This is a genomic window from Bacillus sp. FJAT-27001 (assembly GCF_019039175.1).
In the GTDB taxonomy this organism is placed as follows: domain Bacteria; phylum Bacillota; class Bacilli; order Bacillales; family Bacillaceae; genus Bacillus; species Bacillus velezensis.
In genome coordinates, this window is the sequence record NZ_JAHOAA010000013.1 from 11,720 (window position 1) to 29,439 (window position 17,720).

The window sequence follows — 17,720 nt, forward strand, 5'->3', positions numbered from 1 at the left end:
TGGATCATGATTGAAAACAGCGAAGGTGTCATTTTGAGATACGTACATGTTTTGGCGTATTCAACCAGCTGATCAGGATCTCTATACATGTCTTCTGACAAGATATGCAGGGTGATGCCGCTGATTAAGGCGGTATACACTGCGGTATATCCCAAGTCAAATGCGTACGACGACAGTAAGGCTGTCTCATCATTAGACGTAATGTCCGCTTTCTTTATCATCGCTTGGCAATAATTGATCAAGCCTGAATGCGGGACCATGACTCCTTTTGCCCGCCCAGTCGTACCTGATGTATAAATCACATACGCCAAGTCACCGCTTTGATTAATAATATCCACATTGGTTTTATCGCCTGTAAAGATATTTGGATCTGAAATATCTATTGTCGTTCCTTCAAACTGAAACTTCTGTGCATACTCATCTGTTGTTACTAAGACCTTAATCTCAGCGTCTTTCATCATGTAATGAACCCTGTCTTCAGGATGGGACGGATCGATCGGCAGATAAGCTCCTCCAGATTTCAATACCCCAAGGATGCCTACCATCATTTCAAGGGAATTTTCTATCATGAGTCCGACAATTGAATGCCGGGTTACTCCTTTTTGACGCAGCACTCTTGCGAGCTGATTCGACTTCTCATTGAGTTCCCGGTACGTAAGATAATGATCTCTAAACTTCACCGCTATATGATCAGGGCGTTTATCAGCTTGGTCTTCAAATAGCTCCTGTAGTGTTTTTTCTCTGTCATAATCTGCTTGTGTATCATTAAACTCTTCTAAGAGTTGGTGCCGTTCATTGTCTATCGTGATATCAATCTCCGAAATGTTGACTGTGGGGTCTTCTGAAATGATTTCCATCATTCTAATGAAATGGTTTTTTATATTCGTTACAGTTTCCTCATCAAACACATATCCATTAAAAGAAAACGTTATGTTAAACTCTTCAGAAGGCACTACTTTAACATTAAAATCGTAATTCGTTTGCTCGACTCCACTTACATGTTCAACGCTATATCCTAATTCAGTTAGGAAATCAAAATTCCTTAATTTTTCATCGATATAGTAATTTTGAAATGTCAATTTAGTAGTTATCAATTGATTTTTAAGATCCGTAAGTGATTGGACATCTGCTAGAGGCCAGTAATCATATTGCTCAGATTCTAATGCATTTCTTTGAGTTTCTCTTAAAATTTCTTCAAAAGTGCAGCTTTCACTGCATTTAATCCTGACAGGTATCAAATTAATAAATAATCCGACCATATCTTCGATACCGCCCACTCTATGATTTCTTCCTGATACAACTGATCCAAATACACTATCATTCGTGTTGTTATATTTTTGAAGAAGAAGCCCCCAAATGGCCTGCATTACAGTATTCATAGTAGTCTTGTTTAATTTGGATATTCTCTCTACTTCTGTTATCAACTTGCTATCTATTTTGAACTGAACTTCTTTTGGTAAATATTCATTGGACCTTGTTTTAGACGTTTTAGTAATTGCCGGGAGCTCCATAGATGTATCATAACCTTTTAAATATTCATCCCAATATAATTTTGCTTTACCACTATTTTGTTGTTGCAGCCAATTAATATAATGAACATATTGTTTGACGTTATTAGAATCTAAATGTCTACCGTTCTTTAAATTAGCGTAGATTTCAAAGAAGTCCCTCATTAAAATCCATTTGCTCCAACCGTCTGTCAGTATATGGTGAGTACTCCATATTACTTTATAACTTTCCTTATTTACCTTTAGTATCGATATTCTCATAAGCAAATCTTTACTTAAATTAAAGACATTTTTTCTATCCGCTAGTTCAAACTTTTTCACAAAAGCACTTCTATCATTCTCGTTCATATTTGTTAAATCTTTATAGAATATTCTGGATTCCCTTTCCATCATAACAATTTGTCTTGGATTATTGAGATTTTTATTGGCGATAACTGTTCTCAAGATGTCATATTTACTTACCAAAACATCAAAACTCTTCTGCATCAATTCAATATCAAGATGTCCTATAGCCAAATATGAAGTTTGATCAAAGTATGCGGAAGACCGTTGATCCATAAGAGAGTGGAAAAGCATTCCCTCCTGCATTGGAGAAAGAGCATAAATGTCAGATATTTTACAATTTCCATGCATTTCATATGTCTCTCTTAAGCTATCTAACTCTTCTATTGTTAGTCTTTTATCTGAATAATCAGATGGCGTAAATTCAACCGAGCCTTTATTTTTACAATGTTCTATGACATCTAAGAGATTTTTCTTGTATCTGACTGCTAAATTAGACATGGTGCTATCCCGATATCTTTTGGAGTTGTATAAGAATGTAAAGCTTAATTTTTTCTTAGTGATCATTCCATTAATATCAATTTGATTTATTCGCTTTCCTTCTAAACTCATATTATTTCCAGTAGATAGTTTAGAAATCTTAATTATTTCTTCTTTTATGGAATCATCAAACTGTCCTAAATAGTTAAAACCGATCTCTGGCTCACGATTATTCCAATTGTTCACTGGACCCATATATTTTAAAAGACCATAGCCCACTCCCTTGTTTGGGATACGCCTTAAACTTTCTTTTACTCTCTTTAACGAGTCGGAAATACTAATGTTTTTTTCACTTATCAACAATGGGAACTGAGCGGTAAACCAGCCAACCGTTCTATTAATATCAATATCGCCTTGTAAAATCTCTCTTCCATGTCCTTCGAGATTGAGTATGATTTGCTCTTCTGAAGTCCACTCATTTATTGTTAAACCAAGACTTGTTATTAATAAATCATTTATTTCAGTGTTGTAAGCTCTGTTGGCTTTTTTCAATAAGTCCTCTGTTTCTTCTTCACTTAATTCAATCGTTACCTCTTTAAAGTATTTAAACTTATTGTCCTCTTCACTGCATGAATAATCTGAAGGCAAGGGTTTCACTTTAATTTTCTCGATTTCATCCCAATATTGAAACTCCTCTAAAAGTTCTGGAGTTTTAATTTGCTTTTGTAAGTATTCCGCCCATTCCTTAAACGAGTTCGACTTGGTTTGGAACTTTACATTTTCTCCTCGTGTTACTTGACTATATCCCTCAGAAAAATCTTCAAGAAGTATTCTCCAAGAAACTCCGTCTACCACTAAGTGATGAATGGCAATTAATAGATGATCTCCTTTGCTGGTCTTAAATAGTGCTAATTTCACAAGAGGACCGTTTTCTAAATCAATATTGCTTTGAATCTCATTGCATTTTTCCTTTATTTCATCTTCAAAATAGTTCACAGCAAGGTAATCATAAGTTTTTATAGAAACTAAACTTGCTTTCTCTATTCCCCTGTTAAACTGTTTAATTTTATTATTATCTCTTTTATATTGCATTCTTAGAGCGTCATGATGAATGACTATTTGTTCAAAAACCATTCTGATAATATCTTCTTGAAATCCATCTTCGCGAAACAGCATAACTGCTTGATTCCAATGATGATTATTAGAAATATTTTGTTTGAAAAACAAGTGTTGGATGGGCGTTAATGGGACATCCCCAGTGACTGGCTCTTGATTAATAATTGTTTCGTTTTTTTTGATTTTAGAAGCAATAGATTTAAGATTACTGTTATTAAAAATCTCTTTCACTTCCAATTTATACCCATATTTTTGCAACTTAGAGTTGATTCTAATTGCCTTTATGGAGTCACCGCCAAGCTCAAAAAAGTCATTATTCATTCCAATTTTCTTAATCCCTAATACTTCACAGCATATCTGTGATAACATTTGTTCTTTTTTATTATTTGGCGCTTCATATCCATTATTTGTAAGATGTTCTAAATTTAGTTTGGGCAGTGCTTTTCTATCGAGCTTCCCATTAGGAGTGGTGGGTATTTTTTCAAGTTGAATAAAATAAGAAGGCACCATATAATGGGGCAAACTCTTTTTCAATGAATCTCTTAATTGCATGGTGTCGATCTTTTTATTTCCTGCTATGTATGCACATAGATATTTACCTATGCTGTCATCATCGCCTGATAACACGACAGCCTGTTTTATCTCTTTGAATTGCAAGAGCTTGTTCTCAATCTCTCCTAGCTCAATTCGAAATCCTCTAATTTTTACTTGATGGTCTATTCTCCCTAAATACTCAATAGTCCCATCTTCTTTCCATTTAGCCATATCACCAGTTTTATACAGTTTAGTTCCAGGATTAAACTGGTTACAGACAAATTTTTGAACAGTTAAATCGGGTCTGTTTAAGTACCCTTTAGAGACTCCTTCTCCACCTATACATAACTCTCCAGGTATCCCTACTGGTTGAAGTTGACTGTCAAAATTCATAATATACACTTGAGTATTGTCAATCGGCTTTCCAATCACAACATATTCGCTGTTATCGCATTTTGCTGCGATTGAATCTACTGTCGTTTCAGTCGGCCCATAACAGTTGTATAGGTCATACCCCAATGTAATAATTTCTTGCTTTATAGATTGCGGAAGGGCTTCGCCTCCACTCATCAACACGTTAACACTCTCCAATTTTTCCCCATCTAATATAAATTCCTGAAGGCTTGATGGTACTAATTGAATGATGTTAATTTGATTTTTCTGTACAAACTCTCTAAACTTTTCCCTATTGAATTTCTCATTTTCAGTTGTTATATAAAGTGTTCCTCCACTTAAAAGTGGGGAAATAATCTCTACAACTGAAGCATCAAAAGAAATGCTGGTATTTTGTAAAACATTTTTGTTTTCATTTATTTTACAAATGCGCCCTAACCAGGATGAAATATTGATTACACTTCTGTGATGAATAGGTACCCCTTTAGGTTTCCCAGTAGAACCAGAAGTATAGATGACATATGCTAAGTGTTCTGCATTATTAATAGGCTCCAAATTTAAATGTGATTTAGAATAAGTGAAATTTTCATCTAAATATATTTTTGTTACGTCATAATCTAAATGATCATTTATCGATCGCTTGGTGACTACTATCTCAGACTTACTATTTTTAAGCATATAATCAATTCTATCAGGTGGATATGAAGGATCTATTGGCAGGTATGCTCCCCCAGCCTTCAGGATACCCAGCATCCCTACTACCATCTCCACTGACCTGTCTACTATAAGTCCAACAATAGAATCGGGTTTTATACCTTTTTCTCTTAATACTCTTGCAAGTGCATTCGCTTTTTCATTTAGCTCTTTATAGGTAAGTCTTGTATCCTTACATACAGTTGCAATTTGATCTGGTTGTTTCGCTGCTTCCTCTTCAAACAATTCCTGTATGGTTTTGTTTTTTGGAAATGGAATAGCTCTTTCGTTAAATTGATTTAAGATTTGATTTTTTTCCTCATCTGTAATAATTTCTACATCTTTTATTTGCACATCAACATTATGAACAATTTCTTGGAGTATCATTATAAATCTATTTCCAAATGCTTCGATCGTAGATTTCTTAAATACATTGGCATTATAGATAAGATCAAAACCAAGTGTATTATCTTTCTTTATAATATATATTGTTATTTCATTTTTAGGTGAATCACATATATAATTCACGAAATCAGGTGAGTGAAGGGTGTTTAAAGCCATACTAACAGGAGTAAGTTCCAAAGTATTTTCTGCCAATCCTAACCCCTTTAACATGTTATCTATATTTAAGTCCTTATGTTTATAGGTTTCTATAATTCTATCTCTTACCTGCATAATTAAACTCTTTACATTAGAGTTTTTATCCACCTCTTTTATATAAGGTAAGACTTTATTAAACTCGATATCATTTTTTTGCATGTTTGCTATATATATGGGAACGCCTAATATACTTTCAGTTTTACCTGTATATTTGTACAATTGTATATGTAAAGCAGCTAAAAACACTGAAAATAGCGGAAAATCATTTCCTTTAGTCATTACAACCATTTTTTGTTTCAGAGCTTCTTCTATAGAAAATGAGGTAGTAGATTTTTTGTAGTCTTCTATTTTTAAAAAATCATGAGGGAGTTCAACTTTTTTCTCATTTGCTATATCTAAACTCTCCCAGTATCTTCTTGAGTCTTCCTCTTTATGTAGTAAAGCCTCTTGCTTATTAACGCTCATATCCCATCCTCCATTCTTGAAGATACCTTTAAACATTAAACAGGTTATTAATAAAGCAGGGGGACAAATAATTATTTTTGCCCCTCCTTTTTTTACCTTTAAAGGGCCATCTTTCTTGCCTTAAAAAGTGAATGAGAAATCTTGATTTTTGAACTCATCTAAAACTTTTTCCTCTTGTAATAGAAACTCTTTCTCTTCTTCTGTTCTAATCGAGATCTGGCTTAAAGTAATTTCTAAATTTGTGGTTATATTATTAATAATTGTTTTAAAATCTCTTATAGCTCTATCTATTGTTGTCTTCTTGAATAACTGTGAAGAGTATTCAAAATACATCTCTATATTTTGCTTTCTCTCTAATCCCACAAGCATTAGATCAAACTTTGCAATCCCATTTTCAAATATTTTTGGTTTTAAAATTCCGTCATTTAATTTAATGTCTGAATAAATATCTGCGTCCGTCATATCAAACAGCACATCAAATAAGGGATTTCGTCCTTGTTCCCGCTTAAGTGTAATAGTTCTAATTAATTCTTCAAGCTGATAACCTTGGTTGTCATAAGCTTGGATAGAATTTTCTTTTACTTCCATAATGAAATCTTTTATAGCCTTTTCTTTAACTGGAAGATTTCTTATTGCAAGTGTATTAACAAATACTCCTATGATATTTTGCAGATCTGCATGAGTCCTCCCTGCAACTGGTACTCCTACGACAATATCCTCCTGCCCGCTATATTTTGATAAAAGTATATTGAAAGCAGTCAATAAGAGCATATGCAGTGTAACTTCCTGTTCTTTTGCCACATTCTTAAGCCCTACTGTGGTTTTTTCATCTAATTGGAAAAAGATTTTCTCTCCTATGAAGCTTTGCTTTGATGGCCTCTCATAATCATATGGCAAATGAAGTACGGGAACATTCCCTTGGAATCGATTCTTCCAATATAGCGCCTGCTTCTCCAGCCCTCCTGATAGAAGAAATGCATTTTGCCATTGTGAGAAATCCTTATACTGTAATCTCAAAGGTTTTAATATTTCACCGTTGTAGAGTTTTGTCAGTTCTTTAATAAAGATGCTCATGGACACCCCATCTGAGATGATATGATGCATATCAAAAAATAAATATTCACCATTATTATTTTCCAAAATTTTTACCCTGAACAAAGGTGTTTTATCTAACTCAAACGGTTGGATAAATGTCTTCACTATTTCAGATATGTCCGTTTCTCTAATCTTTTCGCGCTCCAAACAGAATTGCTGAAAAGATTGAACCTTTTGCACAATTTCTCCGTCCACAATCTCAAAATAAGTTCGCAACCCTTCATGCCTTTGGACAAGCTGTTTAAAAGCATTTTCTAATTTTTCATGATGTACTTCTCCCTCAAGTTTTAAAATCCCCGGCATATTATAAGCAGTGCTCGTTTTCTCAACTTGCTGAAAGGTGTACATGCGTTTTTGAACAGAGGATGTTTCATAAAAATCCCTTTCAATAGAAGGCTCAATCGTTTCATAGGGATCCTCGGCGGTCGTTTCAATGTAACTGCTCAACCCCAAGATTGTTGGATTCATAAAGAATTGCTTCAATGGAACCTCAATATGAAATACTTTATGAATTTCACTGATAACAACTGTTGCTTTCAGAGAATGGCCGCCAAGATTAAAGAAATTATCATGAATTCCAACCGAGTTCACTTTTAATACTTTTATCCAAATAGTTGCTAGTTCTTTCTGAATAGCTGTTTGAGGAACCTCATAATTACTTGTGATAAGCCCAGAATCATCTGGTTCCGGCAATGCATTCCGATTCACCTTTCCATTATTCGTCAACGGAATTTTATTCATCTCCATAAAGTAGGATGGGATCATGTAATCCGGAAGGCTCTCCTTAAGGTAATTTTTCAATTCGGATTTATCTAAAGCTTTTTGACAAACGATATAAGCACATAGATATTTTTGATTTTGTTCATCTTCCTTTGCTATCAGGACTGCTTCCTTAATACATTCATGACTGACCAACCGATTTTCAATCTCTCCGAGCTCTATTCTAAAACCTCTGATTTTCACCTGATGATCTATCCTACCCATATATTCAATTTCTCCATTAGGCAGTAATTTCACTAGATCACCAGATCTATACATTTTTTCATTATCAGAATATGGATTTTGAACAAATTTTTCTTTTGTCAGTTGCTCTCTGTTGAGATACCCACGGGTTACACCTGCTCCGCTTACACACAACTCCCCAGGGATACCGATTGGCTGAACATTTAAATTCTTGTTAACAATTAAAGTTGTTAAGGTAGGAATAGGTTTCCCTATATTACTTGCTCCATCTCTCACTTCCTTTTCCCCTATTTCCTTAAATGTCACATGTACTGTCGTTTCAGTGATTCCATACATGTTGATCAGTTTGGTCTCAGGGTATTTTTTTAGCCATTCATCCAGCGTGGTCGACTTTAAAGCTTCTCCACCAAAAATGATGTAACTTAGACATAATTCCTTTGAAAAGTTCTGAAGCTCTATCTTCATTAAGTTGTAAAAAGCAGTAGGTGTTTGATTTAATACTGTTACTTTTTCACCTTTTAATAAGGATAAGTATTTCGCAGTTTCTTTTGCTGTCAAATCAGAAACAATGACCAACTTTCCTCCATAGAGTAAGGCGCCATACATCTCCCATACAGAAAAGTCAAAAGATGGAGAGTGGAACATCGTCCAAACATCTTTTTCTGAAAAATCGAACTCCATTTGATCATTGATCATAAGGCTAACTACATTTCGGTGTTCGACCATGACACCTTTGGGATGACCTGTGGTACCCGATGTATATATGATATAAGCTAAATCCTTCGATTTATTTATTAATGGAAGGTTTCCACTTGGACCGTTAAATATTGAATGATCTTCAAGACTAATGATTATTGATTCAACCTCTGTTCTTTTGTACGTGTTGGAGGTAATTAATAATTCCAGTCCTGAATCTTTTATCATATAGTCTTTACGATCTTCCGGGAGTTTCGGATCGATCGGCAAATAGGCTCCTCCGGCCTTTAAAATCCCCAATATTCCTACAACTAATTCAAGCGACTTACCTACCATCAGCCCAACTATTGACTCATCCTTTATACCTTTCTCCCGTAAGACACGCGCCAGCTGATTAGCTCTTTGATTAAGCTCGTTATATGTTAATGCTTCTGTTTCAAATTTTACAGCGATGCGATCTGAATTTTTAGCAGCTTGTTCCTCAAATAATTCCACAATAGTCTTTTCTTTTGGATAATCCGCCTTTGTTACCTTAAAATCATGCAGGATCAGTTGCTTTTCCGCTTCCGTAATCATTTCTATTTCAGATAATTTCGCGTCTGGATTCCGACAGATACTGGCCACGATTTGTTTGAAATGCTCAACCATCCTTTCGATGGTTTCTTTGGTAAAAAGGTCAGAATTGTATTCAATGTTGCATTGAAATTGTTTTTCTTGGCTAATTTCAAAAAATAAATCAACCTTAGAGCCTTCTTTTTTTATTTCATAACTCTTAATGTCCAGATCTCTAAAATTAAATTCTTTCATAAGATTATTTTGGAAAGTAAAAAGCACATCAAATAGTGGGTTTCTACCTGCACTTCTATCTACATCAAGTAAATCAAGCAGCTCTTCAAGAGAATAATCTGAATGTTCAAATGCATTTAAAGTACCTTCTTTTACAAGACTTAAAAATTCAATGAAGGAATGGTGAGATTCAGGTTGATTTCTAAGTGGAATGGTATTTACAAACATTCCAATTAAATTATTAATATCGAGATGGTTTCTTCCTTCAATAGCAGTACCAATTACTATATCTTCTTGATTTGAATATTTAGCTAGGAGAACATTCAAAGCGGCTAAAAAGAACATGTAAGGCGTCGCTTTATTGGTTAAACATAATTTTTCAACTTGATCACCAACATTTTCATCCAGAACGAATGAAATGTTATTTCCATTAAAAGTTTGCTTTACAGGCCTAGGAAAATCAGTTTCTATAGTAAGAACAGGAACATTATTCTGATAAAGCGATCGCCAAAATTTTTCCTTTTTGTCTTTTTCTGCTTTGGTGGCAACTTGACTTTTCCAGAGCATATAATCCTTGTATTGCACTTTAGGCGCAGGTATTTCCAATTCATTGTAATCAGCTAATAATTCATGTAAAAATACCACTGCGCTTGCCCCGTCAAATATAATATGGTGAGCATCTAGCAGTAAAACATGCTTATTCTGTTCAAGCTTAACTATCTTGACTCTCATAAGCGGTAACACATTCAAATCAAAAGGTTTTATAAAATTATTTACCTCTTTATCAAGAAATTCCTTCTCGTTCATGAAATCCTCGTTTTGTGAGTATTGAACGTTTAGTTTAAAAGGTTCTTCTATTTTTTGAACTAGCTTTCCATTCACTTCATCAAAGTATGTTCGTAAGCTTTCATGCCTTTTGATAATGTTATGGATAGCACCCTGTAACTTCCTGACGTTTACTTTTCCTTCTATTTCTATAGCTGTGGAGATATTGTAATTTAAACTTGCTGGGTCTAATTTATGAAGCATATACATTCTTTTTTGTACTGAAGATAATGGGTAAAATTCTTTTGAGCTAAGATTTGTTATTTCAATCTGTTCGCTCGGATTTACGGCTGTAGCGTCAATAATTGCGGCTAAATTCTTTATGGTGGGCTCTGTAAATAGTTCTTTAATTTGTATACTTTTATTAAAATCTCTTTCTATACTTGCTATTAATTTCATTGCTTTAAGAGAATTGCCACCTAGTTCAAAAAATTGGTCTTCCGTAGTAACATTTCTCAAATCTAATATATCTTTCCATAAGGGTATTAGTTTCTTTTCCGTATCGGTCAACTGCTCATAAAAATCTAGTATTACACTGTCTGCTCTGTTTTCTAGATTGCTTACTTTGATAAAAGCAGTGGGGATCATAAACGCTGGTAAACTCTTTCTCAAGCCTTTAACAAGTTCACTTGCGTCATTTATCGTCTTATTAAGTATAATGTAGGCTATCAGCTCTAATTTCTGTGGATCATATTCACATAAAACATCTTTAATTTTAGAATTTCTTCTTATATGTTCTTCAATTTTATATAAACTTACTTTTCTGCCCTTTAATACGAATTGTTTTTCTTCTTCTCCAAGTACAGTTAACTGACCTTCCTCATTTATTTTGCCTAACAGGTTTGTATTATAAATTTCTGTGGTATTCGGTCCAATATAAATTTCTCCTATCATTCCTGTAGGCAGTAACTGCATATTCTGATCTAGGATAAATACTTTAGCTTCTTCTCCATTTGATAGTCCATATTGACTTAAGTTTATTCCTGCAAGACTATTAATGTATTCATATGAAAAAGAGGAGAAATGGCTTAATATATTAACTTCTTCTTCATTTGAGACTACATTCATCTCGGAAATAACAGTCAGATCTTCCTCTATTATCGCTTTTAGTATTCCCTTAAAATAGCCTGCCCATCTAGTGATTGTTTTGTCAGATAAAACCTCTTTGTTATAATCAAATCGCAAGATCACTTGACTATTAAATTCAATAATGGTCAAAAACAAGTCATATTTGCTCTCACTTATTGTAATAGGATAAAACTCGCACTCTGTTTCATTAAATCTATTATTAACATTTTTAATCATATTAAAAACTACATTGTAACTCTGCTCCGCATTTTGTTTATGAAGGTAACTTGATTCGTCTAATTCTTTAAAAAATTGAGATACTTTCTGTGAAAGGCTAATCAGGTCATCCGTTTCTTCGACATCTAAATGAACCCCTATCATCTCTACACAGTTTCCTATGAGATTGTAAATATTTATAATATTTTGACCTGCAAAAGGAACACCAATGGATATATGCTGACTTTGGCTAACCTTACTGATAAGTGCTATAAAAGAAGAAAACATGGTATGAAAAAAACTCATATTGTTCTTTGCTGAAATTTTTCTAACTTGATCAAATGTTTCTTTATTTTCAATTAAATCTAGCCTAGCTCCGACATATTCCTTACTTTTTGGTTCATGATTAAAATTCAGGTCCATAAAATTATCTGTTTTCGAATGATATTTTTCTCTAAATGTCGTTCCTTTATCTTCATTCATACACAGCCATTCATCCCTTACTTGTATGAATTCTCTGAATTGAAGTGGATCATCCATTTTCGGCATGTCACCAATTGATATACTGTTATATATTTCTGTGATTTCATTTAACAAAACGCCAATTGACCAGCCATCCGCAATGATATGGTGAATTACAAGCACGAAAACAGATTGATTTTCTGCCTCTTCTACCAGCAGCGCCCTAAATAGACTCTCAGATAATTTGAAAGGCTGTTCTGCAAACTCCGTAACAATTTGATTCGTATATAATCCAGAATCCTTGACAACATTTAAGGGTATGAATTGTTCCTTTAAAAGTTGCTGCATTCTTGCTTCTTTATTGATTTTAGTCCGCAGAGATTCATGTCTCTCAACTACTTTATTAATAGCTTTTTCTAAAAAAGATATATTAATTTTCCCATGAATTCTTAAAGCAATCGATTCGTTAAAAGCTTTTTCCGATAAATCATGTTGTACGAGAATACTCTCCTGTTCTTTCGTAAGTGGAATCTCACAAAGGAATGTTTCATCAGCTTCTCTTTTAATGTCTTTTGATTTTGTTCTGGCTTTTACTTTGGTGATGAGTTCATGGATATCTTTATATCTGTTGGATGTTTCTTGAATTATAGTCTCTTTGTCGGCTTTTATAACAGTTGTGGACTCCTCTATTTTCCCTATTTTCAAAGGTTGTGTTGTCTCATTTAAAATCGACTGAGATTTTGTTTTCTCCGAAAGGTATACGGCTATTTTATATAGGTCGGTTAATTCTTCATATACTTTTGAAAAAGGAATTTCTACACTGAAATGTTGTATGATAGAGTAATTTATTTTAGTAAATACAATAGAATCCATGCCCATTTCTACAAGGTTTTCATTTATATCGATTTCACTCTTATTTATTTTAGTTATTTTTGAGACGATAGTAAGTAATTCATCCAGAGTTTCATTTAAATTTTTAGTTTTCATTTTCTGCCCCCTGCCCTCTTTGTGTTAACCATCTAAGAGGTGACAAATCTGATTTTTCAAAAGGGATAATCAAATGATTTTGACAGAGAATACTCTTTTACACAATGGCTATCCCTTAAATACTAGGCTTCGAAACCTTATAATTCGATTATTTCCGTTAAATTCTATATACCGGAAAAACTGGCAGATATTTACGTATATCTTATACATCAAGTATGGTTTAATTTAAAACCTTCTCATTGTATGTAAAGGATGGCCAGCATCTCAGCTTCTGAAATTCATAAGACGGTAAACTGACTTTGTTGACATAGGACAAACTATAAAAGCCCTCCCAAGAAAGGTCTGCTCCTCTTGTATATATTTGTGATATTCTATTCAATTGAATTTCTCGGTTATTTCTATCAATCTCAGAAATTAAAGTATTTCCATTCTTGCTAAGCAGGCTAACTTCATCCTTGCTTAACTGTCCGATTTTTTTAAATGCCGCAGATTCCTTCAACCTTTTATGGATTCCATAGAAAGTTTTGGTTGAAAGGTCAGTCTTAAACGTAAACCTCTTTAGTTTATTAAGTAAATCTTTTATTGAATCTGTTATGATGGCTGCTCTAATCTCATGATGTTCACGAGCTACATTTGAGGTGTAACAAATATCCTCAATCCTCATATCGTTATTCTTTTCAAGGGATCTGATATAACTTTCTATAAGTTGTTTTAATACTTGTTTGTTTTTTGCGGATATAGTAAAAATGAGAGGCAATTCTGTATGACTTTCTGGATGAAATTCTTTCTTAACTGAATACTCTTCTAGGATGACGTGGCAATTTGTCCCAGAAAAACCAAAGTTATTGATTCCACACCTTCTAACGCCTTTAACAGGCTCCCATTTCATTTCAACAGTATTTGGGAAGAATGGTGTTTTTTCAAACTGAATATTTTTATTTGCTTCTTTAAAATTAGCTAACGGTGGAATGATTTTATGCTGCATCATTAAACAGCATTTAACCAAGCTAGATAGTCCCGATGCTTCATATAGATGCCCTATATTTCCTCTAACCGAACCAATAGAACAATATTGTTTCCCATTGCTTCTTCCATAAGCATTGGTTAAACCTTGAATTTCTATTGGATCTCCAATAGGTGTTCCTGTCCCCTGTGCTTCTATATAACTCACAGTGCTCGGATCCACATCTGCCTTTTGTAATGCTTCTAAAATAGCAGCTGTTTGTGCCGCTGGATTTGGTGCAGATAATCCTAATGATGTTCCATCATTGTTAATTGCAGTACCCTTTATGACAGCATAGATATGATCTTTTGCTGCTTCCGCTGCACTCAGCGGTTTAATCATTATAGCGACGACACCTTCTCCTTCACCTGTTCCATTTCCGTTTTTATCGAATGGTCTGGTTCGATAGTCGTCTGATTCAAAACCAGCTTTAAAACCGTCTTCGACAGGAATTGTTTTTAATCTAATTCCGCCAACGATTGCTTGCTCGCAGCTTCCGTCCCTTAATCCCATACAGGCTAAATCCAGTGCTACTAAAGAAGAGGAACACGCTGAATCGACCATTAAATTGGGACCTTTTAAATCCATAAAATAAGAGACTCTCCCAGCAATATTAGATGACAAATATCCTGTTGGAGTTAAAAAATCTTCAGATGATTTTACAATTTGCTGATATTTAAAACCATCCATATCACTCATATAACCTACGTAAACTCCGGTCTTTGTCCCTTTCAATTTATCACCCGAATAACCCGCATCCTCTACTGCTTTTGAAGCTTCTTCTAAAAACAATCGTTGAGCCGGTGCCATGGAAACGGCTTCCACTGGAAGTATATTGAAGTATTTATAGTCAAAGCTATCAATTTCATCTAGATAAGAGGCTTGTTGGAATTCAAGGTTTTCTGGGGCTTGTCCTTCTTTCTTTAAATATTCATAAAGGTCATTTTTTCTATTATTAGGTAACTCTCTCACTGCTTCTAATCCATTACGAATTAATTCCCAGTATTCGTCTAGTCCTGTTGCATGTGCTACTCTTACTGATATCCCAACAATTGCTACGTCCTCATTTTGAACAGACAACTTGTTAATACACTTTTCCTTTTTTTCTGACAATGAATCTCCGTATTTTATGTATCTAGCCAATTCTTTGATAGTAGGATTTGCATAAAAATCAGCAATCGTAATCTTTTCAGTATATAATTTCTGCAACTCTGATGACATCTGAGTCAAAGTAAGAGAGTCAATCCCTATTTCAAAAAAGTTGTCATTTATACCAAATTCCCTGTCTGGAATAAACTCTTTACAAACGTCAAGTAATTTTCCCTCCAACTGTCCAATTTCTTCATTATGTTTTTGTTGAAGCTGGAGCTTTATTTTCTTTATTTCGTTAACTACAGGATCAAATATACCTTCTTCAAACTTTTGAACAAGATTAAATCTTTGTATTTTTCCGCTTGTGGTCTTCGGAATTTGTTTGATTGGAATTACATGATCTACCTTGACTCCCAATTTTATATTTAACTCTCTTTTTATATTTCGCTCAACATCAAGGAATTTATCAATTGGTTGTCTAAATCTAACAAATGCTACTACTTTCTCTGACTGCTCTTTATAATTTCTGACCCCGCCAATAGCAACCTCTGCCTCAGTTAAAGGTATTCCGGCAACATCTCGAATAATTCTTTCTAAATCATGCGCATAGAAATTTTGGCCGTTTAAGAATATAACGTCTTTGTATCTGCCAATAACAATTAGTCTTCCGTTATGCATAAAACCTAAATCACCTGTATTTAACCAACCTTCATCACTTAATACTTCTTTAGTTTTATCCGGCATATTGTAATATCCACTAGTAACATTTGCACCATGAATTTCAATAAACCCTACGGTATTATCACCTAACACATTTCTTTCTTTATCTGTGATTCTCACGTCTGTATGTTTAATAGGGGAACCCACATCAATAAAAACTGTAGCAAAACGACTTTCTTCATTGTCCATTACAGCTACGGTATCACCAATATTCATTTTTCTTCTATCAATGACCCACTCTATTATTTTTCCTTCAGATGGATTAGGTGAAGCTACACCAAGACAGGCCTCAGCAAGTCCATATGATGGAAGCATCGTTCTCTTTTTTAAACCATACTGACTCATTTCAGATAAAAATTCTTCACATAAGTCAGCCGAAATTGGTTCAGCACCATTTATAATTAACCGAACATGTGATAAATCATAGTTCATTGAAAATTTTTTCATATATTTCAAGGTATATCTGTATCCAAAATTAGGAGAGAATAATAAAGTTGATTTATGCTGAGTGGCTTTCTCAAGCCATAGAGTAGGTCTTCTAATGAAATCATTTGTATTAATCTGCACTTGATTAATATTCAAAAATGTCGGTACTAAATGACAGCCAATAATCCCCATGTCATGCGTTAAAGGCAGCCAAGTTAATAAACTGTCACTCTTACTCATTTCACCATTGGTAATGATTCCTTCTATATTTGCCATTATATTGCGGTGTTTTAATATAACCCCCTTGGGGTCACCAGTTGAACCCGAAGAAAACTGTACAAATGCAATATCATCTTCTGTACACTTGTGGATGAGGCCCTCTTCCTCGAAATTATAAACTTCTTGAATATCAATTACTCTATTGCGTATTTTTACAGTATCTATTCCTGCATGCTGTGCATATTTCATTAAATTCTCATATTGTTCCATATCACATATCAGATAAGGATTATTTAATTTTTCCCAAACCTTAAAAAATTTCAACTTATGTTCATCGTTGGTACCTGAATTAACTGGTACTGGAATAAAACCACCAAGTATTCCCGCCCAGAATACATTGATGAAGTCCTCATTATCTTTTAATTGAAAAACTATCTCATCCTTATAAGTAACTCCTTTACTTTGTAAAAAACCTAATATCCTCAAACTCGTCATCAACAATTCTTTATATGATACACGCTTTTCTTTTTTTCTATTTTTAACAAAAGTAATTCCTTTGGTTTCTTCACTTGCTTTTTTTTGAATAGCACTTAATAAAGTCATTGTTTTATCCCCCCCGAATGAAATGACGATTGATATCATCTTTTTCAAAATGTCTCAAATTACTATTTTTTTAATTTAAAGGAAAATTAACCAGTATATTAGACTCTGTATGCATCAGAAAAAGCTCATCGTCTCTAATCCTAACAATTACTAATATACCTAATATTTGTTATCTTTTCAATGAAATTCTTTTATTGATTAGTTCTTATAACTTATTTTGACAATATTCAAATTGTCTCATACAATGTTTTTTAAGAGTAACTCCGATTAATTAGAGGATTATTGGTATGCCGAATACTCCATATTTCTTCCCAGAGTTTAACGGATAAGATATCAAGCTATGAATACCTCACCTTGAAGTTTCTTATTATTACAATTAGTTCTGTTGCTTTGCCAAAAGGTTTATAAAAAAGGGACTAACCCCATAATATGAGACAAACAAATAACACCTTCAAGTTTGAAAACGGATCGTTGTTATCCGAAATAAA

General features: G+C 33.8%; 3 protein-coding genes. All 3 read right to left on the bottom strand.

The features are described 5' to 3' along the window. Positions 1 to 6,071, bottom strand: a 6,071-nt coding sequence (locus BGM27_RS19795; RefSeq protein WP_217031355.1) for a non-ribosomal peptide synthetase, incomplete at its 3' end; no start/stop codon positions are given. Between the two features lie 120 nt (positions 6,072 to 6,191). Further along, positions 6,192 to 13,169, bottom strand: coding sequence for a non-ribosomal peptide synthetase (locus tag BGM27_RS19800; RefSeq protein WP_007408007.1), 6,978 nt, complete (start codon positions 13,167 to 13,169; stop codon positions 6,192 to 6,194). A 220-nt stretch (positions 13,170 to 13,389) separates the two neighbouring features. Beyond that, entirely contained in the window at positions 13,390 to 17,232 is a 3,843-nt protein-coding gene (locus BGM27_RS19805) for a beta-ketoacyl synthase N-terminal-like domain-containing protein (protein ID WP_007408008.1), read from the bottom strand. Between the last annotated feature and the right edge of the window lie 488 nt (positions 17,233 to 17,720).

Coding starts and splice junctions, on each gene's coding strand:
- BGM27_RS19800 (WP_007408007.1), bottom strand. CDS start 13,169: ATGAAAACTAAAAATTTAAATGAAACTCTGGATGAATTACTTACTATC.
- BGM27_RS19805 (WP_007408008.1), bottom strand. CDS start 17,232: ATGACTTTATTAAGTGCTATTCAAAAAAAAGCAAGTGAAGAAACCAAA.